Annotated in this window: 16 protein-coding genes; 8 read left to right on the top strand and 8 right to left on the bottom strand. The window is 56.0% G+C overall.

The annotated features are described in order from the left end of the window. The first annotated feature begins 52 nt into the window (after positions 1 to 52). Positions 53 to 2,863 carry a metallophosphoesterase gene (locus IE099_RS02620; protein WP_189567093.1) on the top strand — a complete coding sequence of 937 codons (2,811 nt, stop codon included), beginning with the start codon at positions 53 to 55 and terminating at the stop codon, positions 2,861 to 2,863. 120 nt (positions 2,864 to 2,983) lie between these two features. On the opposite strand, the gene IE099_RS02615 is transcribed toward IE099_RS02620, so the two are convergent. The 6 genes from IE099_RS02615 to tadA all read right to left on the bottom strand — a co-directional run bounded on the left by IE099_RS02615 (position 2,984) and on the right by tadA (position 9,110). Beyond that, the gene (locus IE099_RS02615) at positions 2,984 to 3,916 is read right to left on the bottom strand and encodes a hypothetical protein (protein WP_189567091.1); all 933 of its coding nucleotides are present in this window, start codon (positions 3,914 to 3,916) and stop codon (positions 2,984 to 2,986) included. Positions 3,917 to 3,984: 68 nt separating this feature from the next. Continuing rightward, the gene (locus tag IE099_RS02610) at positions 3,985 to 4,560 is read right to left on the bottom strand and encodes a CIA30 family protein (RefSeq protein ID WP_229809358.1); all 576 of its coding nucleotides are present in this window, start codon (positions 4,558 to 4,560) and stop codon (positions 3,985 to 3,987) included. Positions 4,561 to 4,746: 186 nt separating this feature from the next. After that, positions 4,747 to 5,436: a CPBP family intramembrane glutamic endopeptidase gene (locus IE099_RS02605; RefSeq protein WP_189567089.1), complete on the bottom strand. Its 690-nt coding sequence runs from the start codon at positions 5,434 to 5,436 to the stop codon at positions 4,747 to 4,749. A gap of 94 nt (positions 5,437 to 5,530) precedes the next feature. Beyond that, positions 5,531 to 7,720, bottom strand: a complete 2,190-nt coding sequence (locus IE099_RS02600) for a penicillin-binding transpeptidase domain-containing protein (protein ID WP_189567087.1) — start codon at positions 7,718 to 7,720, stop codon at positions 5,531 to 5,533. Positions 7,721 to 7,833: 113 nt separating this feature from the next. Continuing rightward, complete coding sequence (locus IE099_RS02595) at positions 7,834 to 8,505, bottom strand: hypothetical protein (RefSeq protein ID WP_189567085.1); 672 nt, start codon at positions 8,503 to 8,505, stop codon at positions 7,834 to 7,836. A 65-nt stretch (positions 8,506 to 8,570) separates the two neighbouring features. Continuing rightward, positions 8,571 to 9,110: a tRNA adenosine(34) deaminase TadA gene (gene tadA, locus IE099_RS02590; protein WP_189567542.1), complete on the bottom strand. Its 540-nt coding sequence runs from the start codon at positions 9,108 to 9,110 to the stop codon at positions 8,571 to 8,573. A gap of 120 nt (positions 9,111 to 9,230) precedes the next feature. On the opposite strand from tadA, the gene IE099_RS02585 reads away from it, so the two are divergent. From IE099_RS02585 to IE099_RS02575, 3 genes are all read left to right on the top strand, one after another. Next, positions 9,231 to 9,506, top strand: a complete 276-nt coding sequence (locus IE099_RS02585) for a TM2 domain-containing protein (protein ID WP_189567083.1) — start codon at positions 9,231 to 9,233, stop codon at positions 9,504 to 9,506. 89 nt (positions 9,507 to 9,595) lie between these two features. Continuing rightward, positions 9,596 to 10,027 (top strand): MarR family winged helix-turn-helix transcriptional regulator, encoded by a 432-nt coding sequence (locus tag IE099_RS02580; RefSeq protein ID WP_189567081.1) that lies wholly within the window; start codon positions 9,596 to 9,598, stop codon positions 10,025 to 10,027. A 51-nt stretch (positions 10,028 to 10,078) separates the two neighbouring features. Next, on the top strand, positions 10,079 to 11,242 hold the full coding sequence (locus tag IE099_RS02575; RefSeq protein ID WP_189567079.1) for a redoxin domain-containing protein: 1,164 nt from the start codon (positions 10,079 to 10,081) through the stop codon (positions 11,240 to 11,242). Positions 11,243 to 11,371: 129 nt separating this feature from the next. Here IE099_RS02575 and deoD read toward each other — a convergent pair whose 3' ends face one another. Continuing rightward, positions 11,372 to 12,073, bottom strand: coding sequence for a purine-nucleoside phosphorylase (gene deoD / locus IE099_RS02570; RefSeq protein ID WP_189567077.1), 702 nt, complete (start codon positions 12,071 to 12,073; stop codon positions 11,372 to 11,374). A gap of 173 nt (positions 12,074 to 12,246) precedes the next feature. Between deoD and IE099_RS02565 the strand changes: the two genes are divergently transcribed. Continuing rightward, complete coding sequence (locus tag IE099_RS02565) at positions 12,247 to 12,624, top strand: hypothetical protein (protein WP_229809357.1); 378 nt, start codon at positions 12,247 to 12,249, stop codon at positions 12,622 to 12,624. A gap of 190 nt (positions 12,625 to 12,814) precedes the next feature. On the opposite strand, the gene trpA is transcribed toward IE099_RS02565, so the two are convergent. Continuing rightward, positions 12,815 to 13,744 carry a tryptophan synthase subunit alpha gene (gene trpA, locus IE099_RS02560; protein ID WP_189567076.1) on the bottom strand — a complete coding sequence of 310 codons (930 nt, stop codon included), beginning with the start codon at positions 13,742 to 13,744 and terminating at the stop codon, positions 12,815 to 12,817. Between the two features lie 90 nt (positions 13,745 to 13,834). Between trpA and trxB the strand changes: the two genes are divergently transcribed. The 3 genes from trxB to IE099_RS02545 all read left to right on the top strand — a co-directional run bounded on the left by trxB (position 13,835) and on the right by IE099_RS02545 (position 16,423). Continuing rightward, positions 13,835 to 14,770 (top strand): thioredoxin-disulfide reductase, encoded by a 936-nt coding sequence (gene trxB, locus IE099_RS02555; protein WP_189567075.1) that lies wholly within the window; start codon positions 13,835 to 13,837, stop codon positions 14,768 to 14,770. Positions 14,771 to 14,944: 174 nt separating this feature from the next. Beyond that, entirely contained in the window at positions 14,945 to 15,484 is a 540-nt protein-coding gene (locus tag IE099_RS02550; protein ID WP_189567074.1) for a hypothetical protein, read from the top strand. 66 nt (positions 15,485 to 15,550) lie between these two features. Next, positions 15,551 to 16,423, top strand: coding sequence for a YicC/YloC family endoribonuclease (locus IE099_RS02545; protein WP_189567073.1), 873 nt, complete (start codon positions 15,551 to 15,553; stop codon positions 16,421 to 16,423).

Raw genomic sequence — 16,423 nt, 5'->3', positions numbered from 1 at the left:
GGGAAGGCGTGGCCAGAGAGATAACTTCTCCATCCATCAAGCTAATCAACGGATGAAACCACACTCTTTTCTTTATCTAACCATTGCTTCCTTCGCTCTGTCGGGCGCGAGCTTCGCCGAGCGAATCCTCATCGATTTCGGTCTAACAACTGAAGAAACGTCGAGCCCGGATTTGCGGGGAGACCACTGGAACAATCTCTCGGGCTCCGCGACCCAAACTCTCCATCCGGCGACAACCGCCGCTGGAAACGCGACCGGTATCACTCTGAATCTGAGCGATGGCTTCCAAGCTGTCAGCACCAATACCCTCGGTGGGGAAACGGTCTATACCCCCTCCGCCACCGGTGACTTTGCCTATTTGGGAAAAACCGGGAACACCACTGCCGTCCTCGAAGTCGAAGGGCTGGATGCCGCGAAAGTCTATGACTTCAAGTTCTTCGTCTCCACCAATCGTCAGGCACCGCAGAAATTCATCACCGACTATCAGGTTGCCGGGACCAATACGGAATCGACCCAGTTGGAGGCCGTTGGCAACTCCGAGGGAGTCGCCTCGGTGGCTGGAATCGTTCCCGATGAGTCCGGTCAAATTACTCTGACCATTTCCACCGCTGAGGAGTCTTCCGACTTCGGGGCTCTGGGAGTGTTGGAAATCGTGGGCCGGGCCCCGACCGACCCGGAGGCCCCCGATCCCCAGCCCCTCCGCTGGTCCTTGCTCGGAGCGACCCCCAACCCCGCCGCCACCGCGGGTGGAACGAATCCCGAGGGATTGACCGCCTATGTCTGGGAGACCGCCGACCAGTTCTCGGCGCATTACGGCGCGGGAGAATCGCTCCGGCGCGCGGGCTTCCACGTGATGCCTCTTCCACTGGATCAACCTCCCTTTGACTTCGCCGCGGACCCCGAGACCGATGTCGATCTGATTCTCTTCGGTTCCTTTCTCAGCGAAGATCCCCGCTATCAGGAATACATGGCGACCTACGGAGACATCCTTGATGACTATGTCGACCGAGCGGGTTATCTGGTCCAGCTTTCGCAGGCTGATCAGACCGAATCCATTCCCGCCTTTCTGCCCGACACTCAGAATGCGGCCCGAATTGATACCGACTATCCACAGGCCGAGATTCTCTCGCCCAACCACCCCATCATCCAGAACTTTCCCACCAATGAAGGGGGCGATGTCTTCTATGAGCAGAACCACATTCCCGCTCACTTTGACGATGTCATTTGGGAAGCGTTTGCCTCCTTTGCCGGCTTCGAGGTCATTCTCTCCGGTGACGAGCGGGCTCGCTTTCCCGCCCTCATGGAAGGGGCCTATGGCCAGGGTCAGCTCCTACTCGCAGCGATGGCTCCGGATAAGATTCTGAGCAGTGCGAATGGCACCGAACAAGGCGATGCCACCTATGCGACTTTGAACACGGCCTTCTTCACCAACCTCTACGGCCACACCGCCGATGTGCGCGACCGCACCGCTCCCGCAGTGAACATCACGCCGCAACCCGGGGACTCCGAAATCGCGGAAGGCGCCTGGACCATCGCCATCCTGCCAGACACCCAGATCTATTCGCAGAATCGGCCGGGCGTTTTCTCCGCACAGACCACCTGGCTGCGCGACAATGCCGACCGCTACAACATCCGCACCGTTCTTCATCTGGGCGACATCGTGAATGTCAATTCGCTACCCGAATGGAAAGCCGCCCGCGAGTCCATGGCGGTGCTCGATGACCACATCCCCTACGCCTTCGTTCCGGGTAATCACGACTACGGCCCGAGTGGCAACGCCTCCACGCGGGAGACCCTCATGAACGACTTCTTCCTCTTCGACGACTATTCCTCCCGCCCCAACTTTGGCGGCGCGATGGTGGAGGGAGAGATGGACAACACCTACCACTTCTTCGAGGCAGGCGGCTATGAGTGGATCGTTCTTTGCCTGGAATGGGGTCCTCGCGACGCGACCATCCAATGGGCGAACAACATCATGAACGCAAACCCAGACAAGAAGGCGATCCTCGTGACCCATGCCTACATGAACAACAACGATCTGCGCTACGACATCTCCGACGAGGCCAACAACCCCCAGCTCTACAATCCGCACAAATACTCGACACCCGGCGGAGTAAACGATGGGGAGGAACTGTGGCAAAAGCTGGTTCGCAAACACGACTTTGTTCTCACTCTCAACGGACACGTTCTGGGTGATGGAACCGGTTATCGGATGGACGCCAGCGACACCGGTCTCAACGTCCACCAGATGCTGGTGAACTATCAGTTCCTGGCCCCCTTCGGCGGCAACGGCTTTCTCCGCCTGCTCACAGTCAATCCCGACGGCACCGTGGAAGCAAAAAGCTACTCGCCGATCTACAACGAGTTCCGTTCCGAAGCTGACCAGGAATTCTCCTTCGATTTCGAATGGTATGCGCCCGAGGATGTGAATGAGAACTCCATCCCCGACTATTTCGATAGTGAACTGGATAGCGACAATGACGGCATCGACAACTTCACTGAGTTCGTGCAACTGCGCTCCAATCCCTTCGACACCGACAGTGACGGGGACGGTCTCAGCGATGCCATCGAAGCCCAGATCGGAACCAGCCCATCAGTTCGAAACGACGCCACCGCCGAGGCCATTCTTGGCAACGCCGAACTCTTTGGCCTGTTCTCCGAAGCTCAGATTCTCGACGCCAATGTGGGCAATTTAATAATGGGAAAAGAGGGCGACGCTTTCAAACTGGAGCTCCAACTGGAAACCACCACCGACCTCGAAAACGCCCCCTTCGAAGCGCAAGGTGACCCAGTGGAATGGACTCTGCCCGTCGAGGGAGACCAATCCTTTCTCAGAGTTCGAGCTCAGGAGACCACGAACTAACACGCGGTCACAATTCCAATCACAAGAAAGCCGGGAGCTGAACGCTTCCGGCTTTTTTCCGTGCAATATGGCGGGACTCTTCAACCCCAGTTGATTCCCTCCCTCGATTTTTCCCTCAACTCAGATTCTCTTTTTGATGACCTCTCCTCCAGACTTTTCGGCTAGCAAGGATATCAGGGAGGGAGGCCGCTTATCCACAGTGTGAACAAAAAGCTTCACTTTCTGATCGAGGATGATTCGAGCCAAATACTTGATGACATCCTCATCGTCGTCGTCGTCAAAATCGCAGAACCAATAGATGGCATCGACCTTCATCAAGTCCACCATACTCACAATCGCGCTCGGGAGTGAGCGGGTCCAAGAAATATAGCGACTGAAAGGACGATCGTCGGCTTGAGGAACTTCTGGGATATGACGGTCTGGAGTGAAAGGATTGACGTCGGGAACGGCGGAAGCATAGAACCAAGGAACATCGGCTGCTCGATCCAAGTGACAGCCATTGACTTCCACGATGTGAGCCTCAGGAAAATCCCGAGCAATTTCCTCGCGCAATTTTTCCAGATAGCGGGTCATGCTCCGGCTGCCATCGAGGATCACTCCCAACCGACCAGCGTTCACCTCCATGCCGTAGATGTATCCCTTGTCCATTTTCGGCTTGGCCGATTCGACCTTCCATTTCAAGGCGGCAGCTTTTTCCAAGGCCGCGAGCTCTTGGCGCACGAGCTCATACTCAGCGAGACTTTTCTCAATATGCTCGAAGGCTTGACGATCCGAAAGACGCCCTTCGGCAAACCTTTCGAAAGTTCTCTCCTTCTTTCGATCATCTCCAATCAGAAGGTAATCGTAGGACAAGTCGCAGGGCTTTCCGTCCAAGAGCTCCAGTCGCTTCGCCCGCAGCTCAAAGTCATTCTTGAGCCATTCCATCAATAACCCCGAATACTCAATCCGACCCTCGTCAGACCACTTGCCCGTGCTCTCTGCTCCAAACGCCGTGCCATGGGACAAAGCAACTGCAGTCGGTCCAGCGAGCTTGAGCCAATCTCTACGATCCATCTTTCCCAAACTAGCACCCCATGTGCCGATCAGGTCAATTCAATTCAATGCGCTCAAGGACTCAGTCGCTATGAGTCCCCGGAGGTCAGATAGGTCTCGAGCCAATCGACTTCCAAGGCAAATGACCCGGGCTTTTTGTCTCCCAAAAGGATACCAAGCTGGGTGACCTTCGAGCGATCCAACTCCGGTCCACTCAACATCCGCCCTCTCCAGCTGGGCTTCATTTCTGAAAAAGGAACTTGGACTTCAATCCACTCTCCCTCCCGGGTTTCGAACTCTGCTTGATAGGAAATGCGCGGGGCATTGGTTGCCAGGCGCAACTGATAGGTCCGACCGTCGCCCTTGACCTTTAACGCGATGCCATCGGCCCCGCTGAAGTCGGACTGTAGGTCGTTGGTTCTCACCGAGGCGAAGCCACCATTATTTTCCAACGAGAGAACTCCGGTGAAGTGGAGAATACCGTCTTCCATCACTCCCTTTCCCTCAGAAAGTCCGCCCATCACTCCATCGTTGACGGCCTGCCATCGTGGCTCTGACTGTGTGTCTTCAAACTGGAGGACGAAGGAAGAACGCGAATCTTCCTTTTCAGTTTCGGCAAAAAGTGAGGTTGAGGCAAAAGCCATCGCAAGTGGAATCCATTTCATATCAAAGGCACATTCCGCGCAATTTGACGCCTGTCCACCTGTTTTTCACGAAGCGAAAAATTGAGATCCCATCCGGAGTCTGAACGCGATTTCACCCGTCACAGTTTCTCTGTTTGTCAATGGTCGGAAAGAGATGTCCGGCATTGCGAGCCCTCCCTTGAGAACCGCCTCGAAGGGCTCTTGTCTCTAGCTGAAGATCAACTGATAACCCACGGCCATCAGCAGGACATCCACACACAGATGACTGATCCAACAGCCAAGTAGCGAACCCTGCTTCTGATAAAGAATCGTCCAGATAACCCCTCCCACCGCGACACAAAAGGCGAGGAATATGGCGAGAACCGGCGGGAAAAACTGCCAGGTCACCACCAAGTGATGTGCGGCGAAAGCCAACGCGGCCACCACGTGACTCGTTGCCTTCCCAAGCTTTTGCCGCAGCGTTCCAAAGACAAAGCCACGCCAATAAAACTCCTCCAACGCGGAGTGAAATAGCGAGATAAAGATCGCGAAAAGAAGGAAGTGGTTGGCAAAGCCAAGGAGTTCAGCCTTCTCCTGAATCGGCTCAGCTCCAGCACGCACCATATCCCCTACCGGAGTCATCATCAGACCAATCCCAGCCGCCACGATGAGCAATCCCGAGGCCAATCCAACTCCAAAAACAGCGGCCCAGCTCGAGTTAGGACGAGCGGTGAAAAGCTCTTTCCACCCCACGAAGAAGAGCGGATAGACCAGCGTGAAAATCTTGGTCGCGGTATAGGTCCCTTGGGCCACCGCGCTGTCTGGGAGCCAAACAAAATAGAGAAGCGAACCCAACAAGGGAACCACTAGAGCCGGCAGAAGATAGCACCACGCGAGGGAAGAAGAATTCTTGGACATTGAGCGAATAGCTTATCCGACAACCGCCACGAACGGTCATCGAAACGGTCAATGAGAACATCAACGCCCTCAATCAAGTGACGCGGCAGCCCAACTACTCGCCGACGATGGGCTCTTCGGACTCTTCAGTTTCCTCCGGAATCGGAACGGCGCGGAGAAGGCCCTCGTTTTCGGGAGCAACCCGCAAGGGACGGAGAGGCGGGGTGCTATCGAGAGGCCCTTCGTTCGGCTCTTCTTCAACGATTGGAGCCTCTGGGATTCCCGTTCCAGCACCATCAACAGGGAGAGCCCGCAGGATAAGGTCGCGCTGTTCTTCACGTTCCATCTCCTCAGTTTCTTCAGCCTCTTCCTCGATCACTTCATCGGTCGGGATGGCGATCTTGGTGCTGGCTTTCTCCATAATTTCGCCCGCAAAGCGATTGAAGAAGCGGCCCACCATGGGAGCGGCACGTTTCCCTCCACTCACTGATTGACCCGGCGAGCCTTCGTAGAGAATGGCAAAAGCAAAGCGAGGATTGTCGTAGGGAAGGAAACCCGAAAACCACGCCAGCTCCTGCTTGTTGCGACCACTCCCCTTCCACTGGGCGGTTCCTGTTTTTCCTGCGACGCGACAGAAGCTCGTGCCCCCGTTCTTACCCGTTCCATAACTGGCGTTGACGACCTGCATCATCCCGGTTCGAGCGATACGGGCCGAGCTCGGGGTGATGCCCAGAGAGTTCCGTTTGGTCGGAACGGTAGCCTCCAGAACTCCCCCTTCGTGGTCCTGAATTTGGCGAATGAGACGCAGTTGAGGAAGAATCTCGCCGTTGCCAAGCGCGGCCATTGCTTGGGCTACTTGCAAAGGAGTCGCTTGCACGTAGCCCTGCCCAATCGCAGAGTTGGCGGTGTCACCATCGGTGAAAGGGCGCCCTTCCTTCTTAATCATATACTCTTGAGTCGGAATCACCCCTGGAGCCTCGTTGTAAAGAGGAACCCCCGTGCGAACCCCATAGCCCATGCGGCGTGCCACCGAGAGGAAGGAGGTCGGACCAACCTTCATCCCCACCTGATAGAACCACGGGTTGTTGGAGATTGCCAGGGCCAGCTTGACGTCGACCAAGCCCGCATGCTTGCGGCTATGGTTGTGAAACTTGCGGGAGCCGATGGTGATGAAGGGAGGACAATTGAATTTGGTCCACTCCGTGATCGCTCCAGTGGTCAATGCGGTGACTGCTACCACGGGCTTGAAAGTCGAAGCCGGCGGATAAGATCCCTGATAGGCTCGGGCGAACATGGGCGCGGCTTCATCTTCGCGTAGCTCATTATAATCATCGGAGGAGATGAAGGGTATCCACTTGTTGATATCGTAGCTTGGGCGCGAAGCCAGCACGAGGATTTCACCCGTCTGGATATCCACCACCACGAATGCCCCCCTTCGGCAGTAGCTGCGCAGCACGGACTCCGCATGCTGCTGCCAGGTCAGATCGATGGTCGTGATCACAGTGTTGCCAATCACCGGCTTGCGGGTCAGTTCGTCTTGCAAACGATCCCCATTCTCATCGACCAGCAAGGTCCACTCTCCATCCTTACCCGTCAGTTCATCATCCAGAGTATTCTCCAACCCTTCCTCGCCATAGGTATCCTCCCACATTGGCTCGTTGGAAAGGATGGGGCCTTTGGGTAACTTTCCTTTGCTCCGCACATATCCGATGATGTGGGCGGCCGACTCCTTGGCGGGATAATCCCGCAAATAGACAGCCTGAAAAATCAAACCCCGCATTAATTTCGGTTCCCAGCGGGAACGCTCGCTGCCATCGGCCAAGTGCGGCAACAGCATCGGCACCCAACGCCGGTCACGATAATGGTCGAGCAAGTCCTTGTCCCGCACCGTCACTTCCTTCCCAACCAAGTCCGCCACCTGCTCGAGACGCCGACGGGACCACGACAGGACATCCTCATCAGTCACATCCTCCGCAAATTGGGGAAATTGAATGCCGAAGTAGTAGGACACCTTATTCCGAGCCATCGGACGGCCTTTTCGATCGGTGATGATGCCCCGGGGAGCAGGCACCACCCGTGTAATCGCACGCGCATTGGTCCGCGCCAAAACCGAAGCATCCTCGGGACGACGACGGACTTGTCCATCGTAGTCGGAAATCATCAAGGCCTGTTCTTTAAGCTCCAATTCTTCGGGACTGAGAGCCTCCTTCGGTTCAGCCGCCTCATCTTGGGCTGGACAGATGGCCATCAGTCCGGCGAGGAAAATTAACGCGATTCGCTTCATCTTGTGGGGGATAATGTGCATCTTTGCAGTCGGTTTGCGAGCCCATTGCTCGTCTTTCCGCTCTAATAGGGAGCGATTCCGCAGCCGGCCTTTCTCTGAATATCAAAGGACGAACTCAAAGAAATTGCGCCGCTTTAGTAATAATATTGATCCGGCCCCCAGAACTCATTGCCATAGGGGTCGGCTCCGGGAGTCGAGTTCCACTTCCACTCAGTGGGATCCTTCTTTCCCAAACTATTGACGATTTCTCCAGGTAGAAACAGGGTTTCGGTCGTGCGCCCCACTTTGGGCTCCATCTCGAAGCTGACCTTCCGGCGCTCATTGCGGCCATTGGCTCGAATCGTCAGGTCAGCCTCCATCGTGATCTTCCCATCAACCTCGGGAAAGACCTCCAACTTGCCCGGCGGCTGGAACTTGGCAAAGACCTTCCCCTTGTTTTTGCGTCCCTTCAGCGGCTCGAAGGGCATGGCTTCGCCCAGCCATTTCGCAGGGAAAGGTTCATTTCTCTTGGTCAGCTCGGTCTTGGTCCGCAAGCTGTGGATTGTCATGGATTCGTGCACCCCTTCCTCGCCACGGGCCTCAATTCGCCACAGAAAGGGCCCATCAGTCTCGCCCGTCGCAGCATTGTAAACCATGGCGGAGACCGAAGCACCGGCCTTCCCCCCCATACCCTTCACCGCGCTCGTCACCGCTGCCCCGTTCACCTCCGCCCCACCGGTCGCCTCATAAGTTTTCTCTTTGACGAAAAACTGGGCACAGCTGGTCAGAAAAAAGGGCACCAATAGGATAGGGAAAAAGGACTTCATGATACTTTAAAGACTCCATTTTCCCTCCAAAAGCCACAGCAAACCACCCGACAGGCAGCCTCCAATCAGTTCTGGTTCGCGGGCGGACCTTCGTCCCCTTGCCTTTCCAGCAAACGCGCGGCCGCCTTTCGTGCCCGGGCCTCGCGGAAAAAACCTTGAATCAATGCACCGCATTCATCCCCCAATACCCCGGAGGCGACCTCGCAGGCATGGTTGAGCGGAGGATTGGATTGCAAAAGATTGATCCATCCGCCCGCCGCGCCGCCCTTGGGATCCGAGCAACCGAAGACCACCCGGTCCGGACGGCAATGCACAATCGCCCCCGCGCACATCGGACAAGGCTCCTTCGTGACGTAGAGGGTGCAGCCTTCCAGGCGCCAGTCGCCATAGGCCTCTTGCGCCGAGGTTAGGGCGATCATCTCGGCGTGGGCGGTGGCATCCTTCAGGGTCTCCACCTGATTCCAACCGCGTGCAATCACCTCAGCCCCCCGCACGATGATAGCCCCAATCGGCACCTCGGTCGCTCGCAAGGCCTTCTGCGCCTCGCGCAAAGCCATCTGCATAAAGTACTCGTCACTACTAAAGTCGGAAAAGATATCCTCCATCGCGAGAAAGGCTAGCGAGTCGACGCGAAAGCAAAAGAGACAATCACCTGAGGGGCAGAGATTTCCCGCCGCGCTCATTCCTAACTTGAATAACCATTGATTTCTGATTTCCTAACTGAGATGTCAGAAGGAACACCCCCCCCTGCAGGCGGAGCCCAGATCCCGGGCGCCGAGAAGAAATTAGTCGCTGGAATCCTCGGTATCCTCTTGGGCTACTTGGGAGTTCACAAATTCTACTTGGGTTACACCAAGGAAGGAGTCATTCAACTCATCATCGGAGTTTGTACCTGCGGCTTGACCGGAATCATCAGCCTCATCGAGGGTATCATTTACCTCACCAAGACTGACCAGGAATTCGTCGATACTTATATCACGAATAAGAAAGGCTGGTTCTAGGACCCCTTTTTCATTCAGATTTTCACTCCGCAAACAGTTCTCTCTCATGGGGACTTTTCGCGGAGTTTTTTTTGGACTAGCGTCAAGGGATGAAGGCAAAGGAACCGGAAGCTCTCCTCACCAGAAATCTGATTGCGGAAACCGAGTCCCTCTTGGCCGCCCAGGAACGCGCTCTCCTTGCCGATCATCAGCTATGCGCCTCCGATCTGGCGATTCTCAACCGCCTCGAGAAAAAAGGCCCCCGCTCCGTCAACCAAATCGCGCCCAAGGTCGGGCTAACCAGCGGCTCCATGACCACCGCCGTGCAACGGCTCAAGAGAAGGCACCTGGTCACCACCGGCAAGGACCCGAAGGACGCTCGCAAAGTCCGGGTTGAAATCACCTCCGAAGGCCAAGCCGCGTTGAAGGCGCTCACCGCCGAACGCGCCGCCCTCTTCACCCCCCTCATGGCCAGCCTCAATCCGCGCGAGTCCAAAGTCCTCGTCGCTTTGCTGAAAAAAATCCGCAAGGCTAGTCGCTAGCTCTCTTTTTCTTGTATAGATACCTCCACCATTCTCGTAATCACTCATTCCATGAAAACACTCCTCGCACCTCTGGCCCTTGCGGCCTGCCTGCTCGCCCCCAGCCTCTCGGCCAACTACACCCCTGTTCCCCTCGAACAAGGAGCCACCGCTCCGGACTTCGCCCTCCCCAACGTCGACGACAAGGAATACACCCTTGCCGACATCCAGGGCGAGAAAGCCACCGCCGTCATCTTCACCACCAACCACTGCCCCGACGCCATCGCAGCCTTTGGCCGCATCAAGACTCTGGTCGATCAATTCACCCCACAGGGCGTGGGCTTTGTGGCCATCAATAGCAACTCTCCCAAGGGACTTCACCTCGCGGAACTCGCCTTCACCATCCACGACGACTCCTTCGAGGCCATGAAGTTGCTTTCCAAGGAAGAGCAGTTCAACTTCCCCTACCTCTACGATGGCGACACCCAGAAGGTGGCCAAAGCCTACGGGGCCGTCGCCACTCCCCACATCTTCATCTTCGATGCCGACCTCAAGCTAAAATACAACGGTCGCATCGACGACGGTCGCCGCAGCCTCGGCTTGGCGAAAAAGAACGAAGCCCGCGACGCTCTCACCGCCATTCTCGCCGGAGAAGAGCCCAAGGTCATCAAAACCCGTCCCGTCGGCTGCACCACCAAATGGCTGGAAAAGGCCGAAATGGTCGCCCAAGTCAACAAGCGCTGGGCCGAACAGCCTGTCACAGTGGAGACCGTCTCAGCTGATGAAATCGCCAAGCTGGTCGCCAACAAGAACGCCTCCGACTTCCGCCTCTTCAACGTCTGGTCCACCACTTGCGGCCCCTGCATCACCGAGTTCCCCGACCTCGCCTCCATCTACCGCCAGTATTCCCATCACAAGTTCGAATTCATCACCATCAGCCTCGATCCCGCCAAGGAAAAGGACAAGGTCACCGAGTTCTTGAAAGAGCAACAAGTCGGCCTCCACAACCGCATCAAAGGCATCGTCGAAAAAGAAGGCCGCACCACCAACAACTACATCTTCGAAGGCGACACCGAAGACCTCGCCAAAGCGCTCGATACCGAATGGAACGGAGCCATGCCCCACACTCTCTTGGTCGGCAAAGACGGCAAAATCCTCTACCGCCACACCGGCATCATCGAGCCCATGGAACTCAAAAAAGCCATCGTCGACGAAGTCTGGAGCCAAGGCGAGTAAGCCGAATCAAGGAGCACAGGCGTCTCGCCTGTGAACCCTATCATCTCGCTCGCGTATTCCGCCTTCAAATGATCTCGCGCTCCGAGATCTTCTCTTTCACAGGCGAGACGCCTGTGCTCCTTGCCAAAACTAAATCGAGCCCAAGACCACCTTCATCATATCGGAAAAGCCTTTCTCGCGCTCGTCGCTTGGAAGGCTTTCTCCTGTCCGGATATGGTCACTGACGGTGCACACTGCCAGCCCCTTCGCGCCGAATTCGGCACAGACGCCGAACAGACCCGCGGCTTCCATTTCCACGCCCAGAACACCGAGCTTCTCCATGCGATCGAACATCTCCGGCAGCGGGGTGTAGAAGAGATCCGCCGAGAAGAGCGTGCCCACTGTCACCGCAATCCCCTGCCTCTCCGCCGACTCCACCGCCGCCCGCGTCAAGCCCCAGTCGGCCACGGCCGAAAAGTCATAGCCCCCGAAGCGCGCGCGGTTGACCCCGCTATCGGTGCTTGCCCCCATGCCGATCAGAATGTCGCGCACCTTCACCTCCTTGCTGACCGCTCCACAGCTGCCAACCCGAATCAAATTCTTCACCCCATACTCGGTGATCAGCTCCTTGGCATAGATCGAAAGCGACGGAATCCCCATCCCCGATCCCATCACCGAAACGCGCTTGCCCTCATAGCTTCCAGTATAGCCAAACATATTGCGCACCGCATTTACCTGCACCACATCCTCCAGAAAGGTGTCGGCAATGAACTTCGCCCGCAGCGGGTCGCCCGGCATCAGCACGGTTTCTGCAAAAGCTCCCTCGGCGGCTTCAATATGTGGGGTCGGCATGGAACAGTTATCGGAAAGTCAGCCCGAATCGTCACGCCAAAAGAACAGCAGCGCTCATCCAGACCGACTCGCTCCAACCACTTCGTCAAAATTCCTGTAAACTCCTGTCCATCCTGTCAAAAAGTCTTCCTCCCCACACTCCTCTTCCAAACATTGACCCCGCCCCCTTTCCCATGGCATCTTTCGCCATGCTTCAAATCGTCTTCAACGAAATCTCAGCCGCTGAGATCTCCCAACTCGACACCCTGGCCCAGTTGCAGGTGTTCGATGACTTCCAAGTCACCCACGACGATTTGGACAATCTGGATGGCGACAAATTCGGCAAAATCGAGCGAGACGGCAAGACCCTCTACCGCTTTCGCTCCGACGACTGGCGCTTCTACTTCGAGGTGGCGAACAACAAAGTCATCGTTCACCGCGTTCTTCACAAAGGCACCCTCTCGGACTTTCTCTATCGCTCCAAATTGTCCTCCGAAGACGACGCCCTCGCCGAGTCCAAACACTTCTGGAACCTCATCGACGAAGGCCGCAACGCCAAAGCCAAAAGCTAAGGCCACCGGAGCGCGGTCGCGAGGCGCGAGCTTCCGCTTTTGCAGAGGCCACGACAACCACCCCACGCTCTCCAAGCCATCCCGCAACAACCCATCCGTCGCCCCAGAACAAACCCCGAAGCTCACGCTTCTCTCCACCCCACCCGAAGGTTCGCCCAAAAAGCGGGAGCTGCGCTCACGCACTCCGAAATTACCGAATCGCGTCTACGAGCGTCTTCACAAAGGCTCCCACCTTGGTCGCAACGTCTGGGTCATCCGCATTGTTCTCGACGATTTTCACAATCGCTGATCCCACCACAATCCCGTCCGACACACTCGCGACCATTGAGGCCTGCTCGGGCGTATTGATTCCAAAGCCCACGCAAACGGGAGTTTCGGTATGCGCCTTGATGCGCGAGACCACCTCGCCGATTCCTTCCGAAGGAGCCCCATGCGCGCCCGTCACTCCCGTGCGGGAAAGGGCGTAGATGAACCCCTGCGAACTTTCCGCCAGCAACTTCACCCGATCTTCTGGAGTGGTCGGCGCAATCAGCCGAATGTGAGCCAGCCCCACCTCACTCGCCAAATCCGCATTGCGGGCGGCCTCATCGGGTGGCAGATCTAACAACAGAATCCCATCCGCTCCAGCCGCTGCCGCATCGGCATGAAACTTCTCGTAGCCGTAGGTGAAGACCGGATTCAGATAGGTAAAGAGCACCAAGGGAGTATCGTGCGTCTTCCGAAACTCGCGAATCATCTCCAGACAAGAGCGCGTGGAAGCACCCGCCGCCAAGGCCCGGCCCGCCGCCATCTGATTGACGATGCCATCGGCCAAAGGATCGGAAAACGGCAAGCCCAACTCAATCACATCCGCCCCCGCATCCGCCAAAGCCTGCATGATCTTCAGCGAACGCCCCTCATCAGGATCGCCAGCCGCCACATAGGCCACAAACGCCTTCTTCCCCTCATTCCTCAATTGCTCAAAAGTCGTATCCAGTCGATTCACTGCCCCGAATCTCACCTTTTCCAACGGAAATCGAAAGTCTTGATTCAAGGATCTGACGAGATTGTTGAAATCCACCCGACCAATTGTCTGCAAAGAGCCGGAATCACCCACCAATCGGGTTGAAGCGGTCAACATCGTCACCGAAAAACTGTCCTCAGCCCCCATTCCCGCTTGGCCAAAAAGAATTCGGGCATAAAGTCGCGCCTCACACCTCTGATAACCACTATGGAAAACGTTCTCATCATCGGAACCGGTTCAGCCGGATGGACCGCCGCTCTCTACACAAGTCGTGCCAATCTCTCTCCCCGTGTTCTCGCTGGCGAACAGCCCGGCGGCCTCCTTACCACCACTTCAGAAGTCGAGAACTTCCCCGGCTTTCCCGATGGAGTCGATGGCTACGAGCTGATGAACAAGATGCAGCAACAGGCGGAAAAGTTCGGTGCCCGCACCGAATACAAGGTCGCCGAATCCATCGTGAAAACCGAGGCCGGTCACTTTGAGGTCAAAATCAAAGGCAGCGACGAAGTCATCGAGTCCAAGACCGTGATCATCGCCACCGGTGCCTCTCCCCGCCTCCTCGGCATCGAGGGCGAGCAAGAACTTTACGGCAAGGCCGGAGTCACCACTTGCGCCACTTGTGACGGAGCGTTCTACCGCGACATGCCCGTCGTAGTCGTGGGCGGAGGCGATTCCGCTGCCGAGGAAGCTCACTTCCTCACCCGCTTCGCGAGCAAAGTCTATCTCGTCCACCGCCGCGACGAGCTCCGCGCCTCCAAGATCATGGCCGAGCGCGTTCTCGCTCACGAAAAAATCGAGCCCGTTTGGAACAGCGCTTTGACCGAGTATATCCCTGGCGAAAACAACAAGCTGGCGGGCGTCAAGGTGAAGAACCTCGTCTCAGGCGAAGAGAGCGAACTCGATGTTCGCGGAGCCTTCATCGCCATTGGACACGTTCCTAACAGTCAGTTTGCCGGCGACCTCGTCGACCGCAACGACGGTGGATACATCCAGACCAAGGGCGAGCGCACCGCGACCAAGACCCCCGGCCTGTTCTCCGCCGGAGACGTCATGGACGACTACTATCGCCAAGCCATCACCGCCGCCGGCGAAGGCTGCAAAGCCGCCATCGAAGCCGAGCGCTACCTTTCGGAAGAGGACTAATTTTTTCCCACTCCCAATCCTTAAGGAAGCAGTCTGCAGGGACTGCTTTTTAATGCCTTACTAGTCTCAAAAAAATTGATTCCTTCAAAGTCTCAAAACCATAGAAACGATTTCTACTATCGAGCATTGATACATTTATTTACAAGCAACTGAAATTATAGCAATGTGTAAAAAATGAAAAAAATTATAATTTTCCTGATCTTCATTGGAACTCAGCTAATCAATGCCCAAGTTACAAACTCCTACACTCTCTCCATCAAAGATTGGGCGTTGGAGGTCACACTACCATCCAAACCTCAGGTCAACCTTGATATTGATGCCAATCTCGGCACAAAAACCCATTATGCAAGTGTTACTACCGAGAACGAAGGCTACATAGTTGTAGCCTCAAAGGCGATTGGAAAAGAAGCTCTTCTTGCACTAGAGAGTTTGACTCTGGGTGAAATGTATCAGATGTTTTACGACAAGGCAACCTCTTTACAGCCATCAAAATTTCTTAGTTCATCTCATTGGGAACTTGCAGGCAAAACAGGCCGAAAATTTCGCTACTCGACGGATGAGGGAAAAAAACTAGCGACGATGTACACTCTCTTTATCGACGATACTATTTACGCTTTCTACTATCTGAGCGAGGCAAAGAACCCGAATCACGAAGCCTCTCAAAACTTCTTCAAATCAATCTCTCTAAAAAAACCAACCAAGCCTTCACGCTAGCGGGCTAGCTTCCGTTTTAAAAAAAGAAGCGCGATCCCCACTCCAAAATCGCGTAGGACTCTTCCCATGCAATCCATGACCGGCTTCGGACGCGGCGAAGCCACTACTACCACCTTTCACGCCGAGGTCGAAGCATCCTCCGTCAACCGCAAGCAGGCCGAAGTTTCTCTCAGCCTGCCTCGCGGATTGACAGAGCTGGAGCCCACTTTGCGAAAGGAAGCCCTCGCCCGCTTCTCGCGTGGCCGCGTCAATCTGGCCATCAAGCTCACCTCGCTCGACCCAAATGCGTCTACTCTACAAATCGACGCTACCAAAGCACGCGCACTCCAATTGGCCTTCGAGCAATTGGGTCAGGATCTCGATCAAGAGTTCACCCTCTCCACACAGGACTTTCTACGCATGCCGGACCAGTTCCTCATCGATAGCGGCTATAATATCGAACAAGTTCTCCCTGCCGTCCTCCCTGCCTTGCAAAAAGCGCTCACGGAATTAGTCGCCATGCGCACTGACGAAGGGGCCGCCCTCCGCACCGACATGGAGACCCGCTTGGCCACCTTACAAAAGCTCACCAGCGAAATCACTACCATCGCCCCAAGTGTCCCCGCCCGGCAGCGCGAACTCCTCCTGCAAAGACTCTCCGACGCCGGCCTCGCCATCGACTCCAACGACGATCGGGTCCTCAAGGAAATCGCCCTCTTCTGCGACCGTTGCGACATCTCGGAAGAACTCACTCGCCTCGCTGCCCACTTCGACAAGTTCACCGAACTCCTCACCGCCACCGAGCCCGTCGGCCGTCCCCTGGACTTCCTTTGCCAAGAGCTCAACCGCGAGTTCAACACCATCGGCTCCAAGGCCAACAACTCCGAAATTGCGCACCACATCGTTGCCGCAAAAACAGAACTCGAAAAGATCCGCGAGCAGGTTCAAAATATCGAATAG

The organism is Roseibacillus persicicus, from assembly GCF_014651675.1.
In the GTDB taxonomy this organism is placed as follows: domain Bacteria; phylum Verrucomicrobiota; class Verrucomicrobiia; order Verrucomicrobiales; family Akkermansiaceae; genus Roseibacillus; species Roseibacillus persicicus.
The sequence above is the reverse complement of the archived record's forward strand: the minus strand, read 5'-3'. Positions and strand labels throughout refer to the sequence as shown.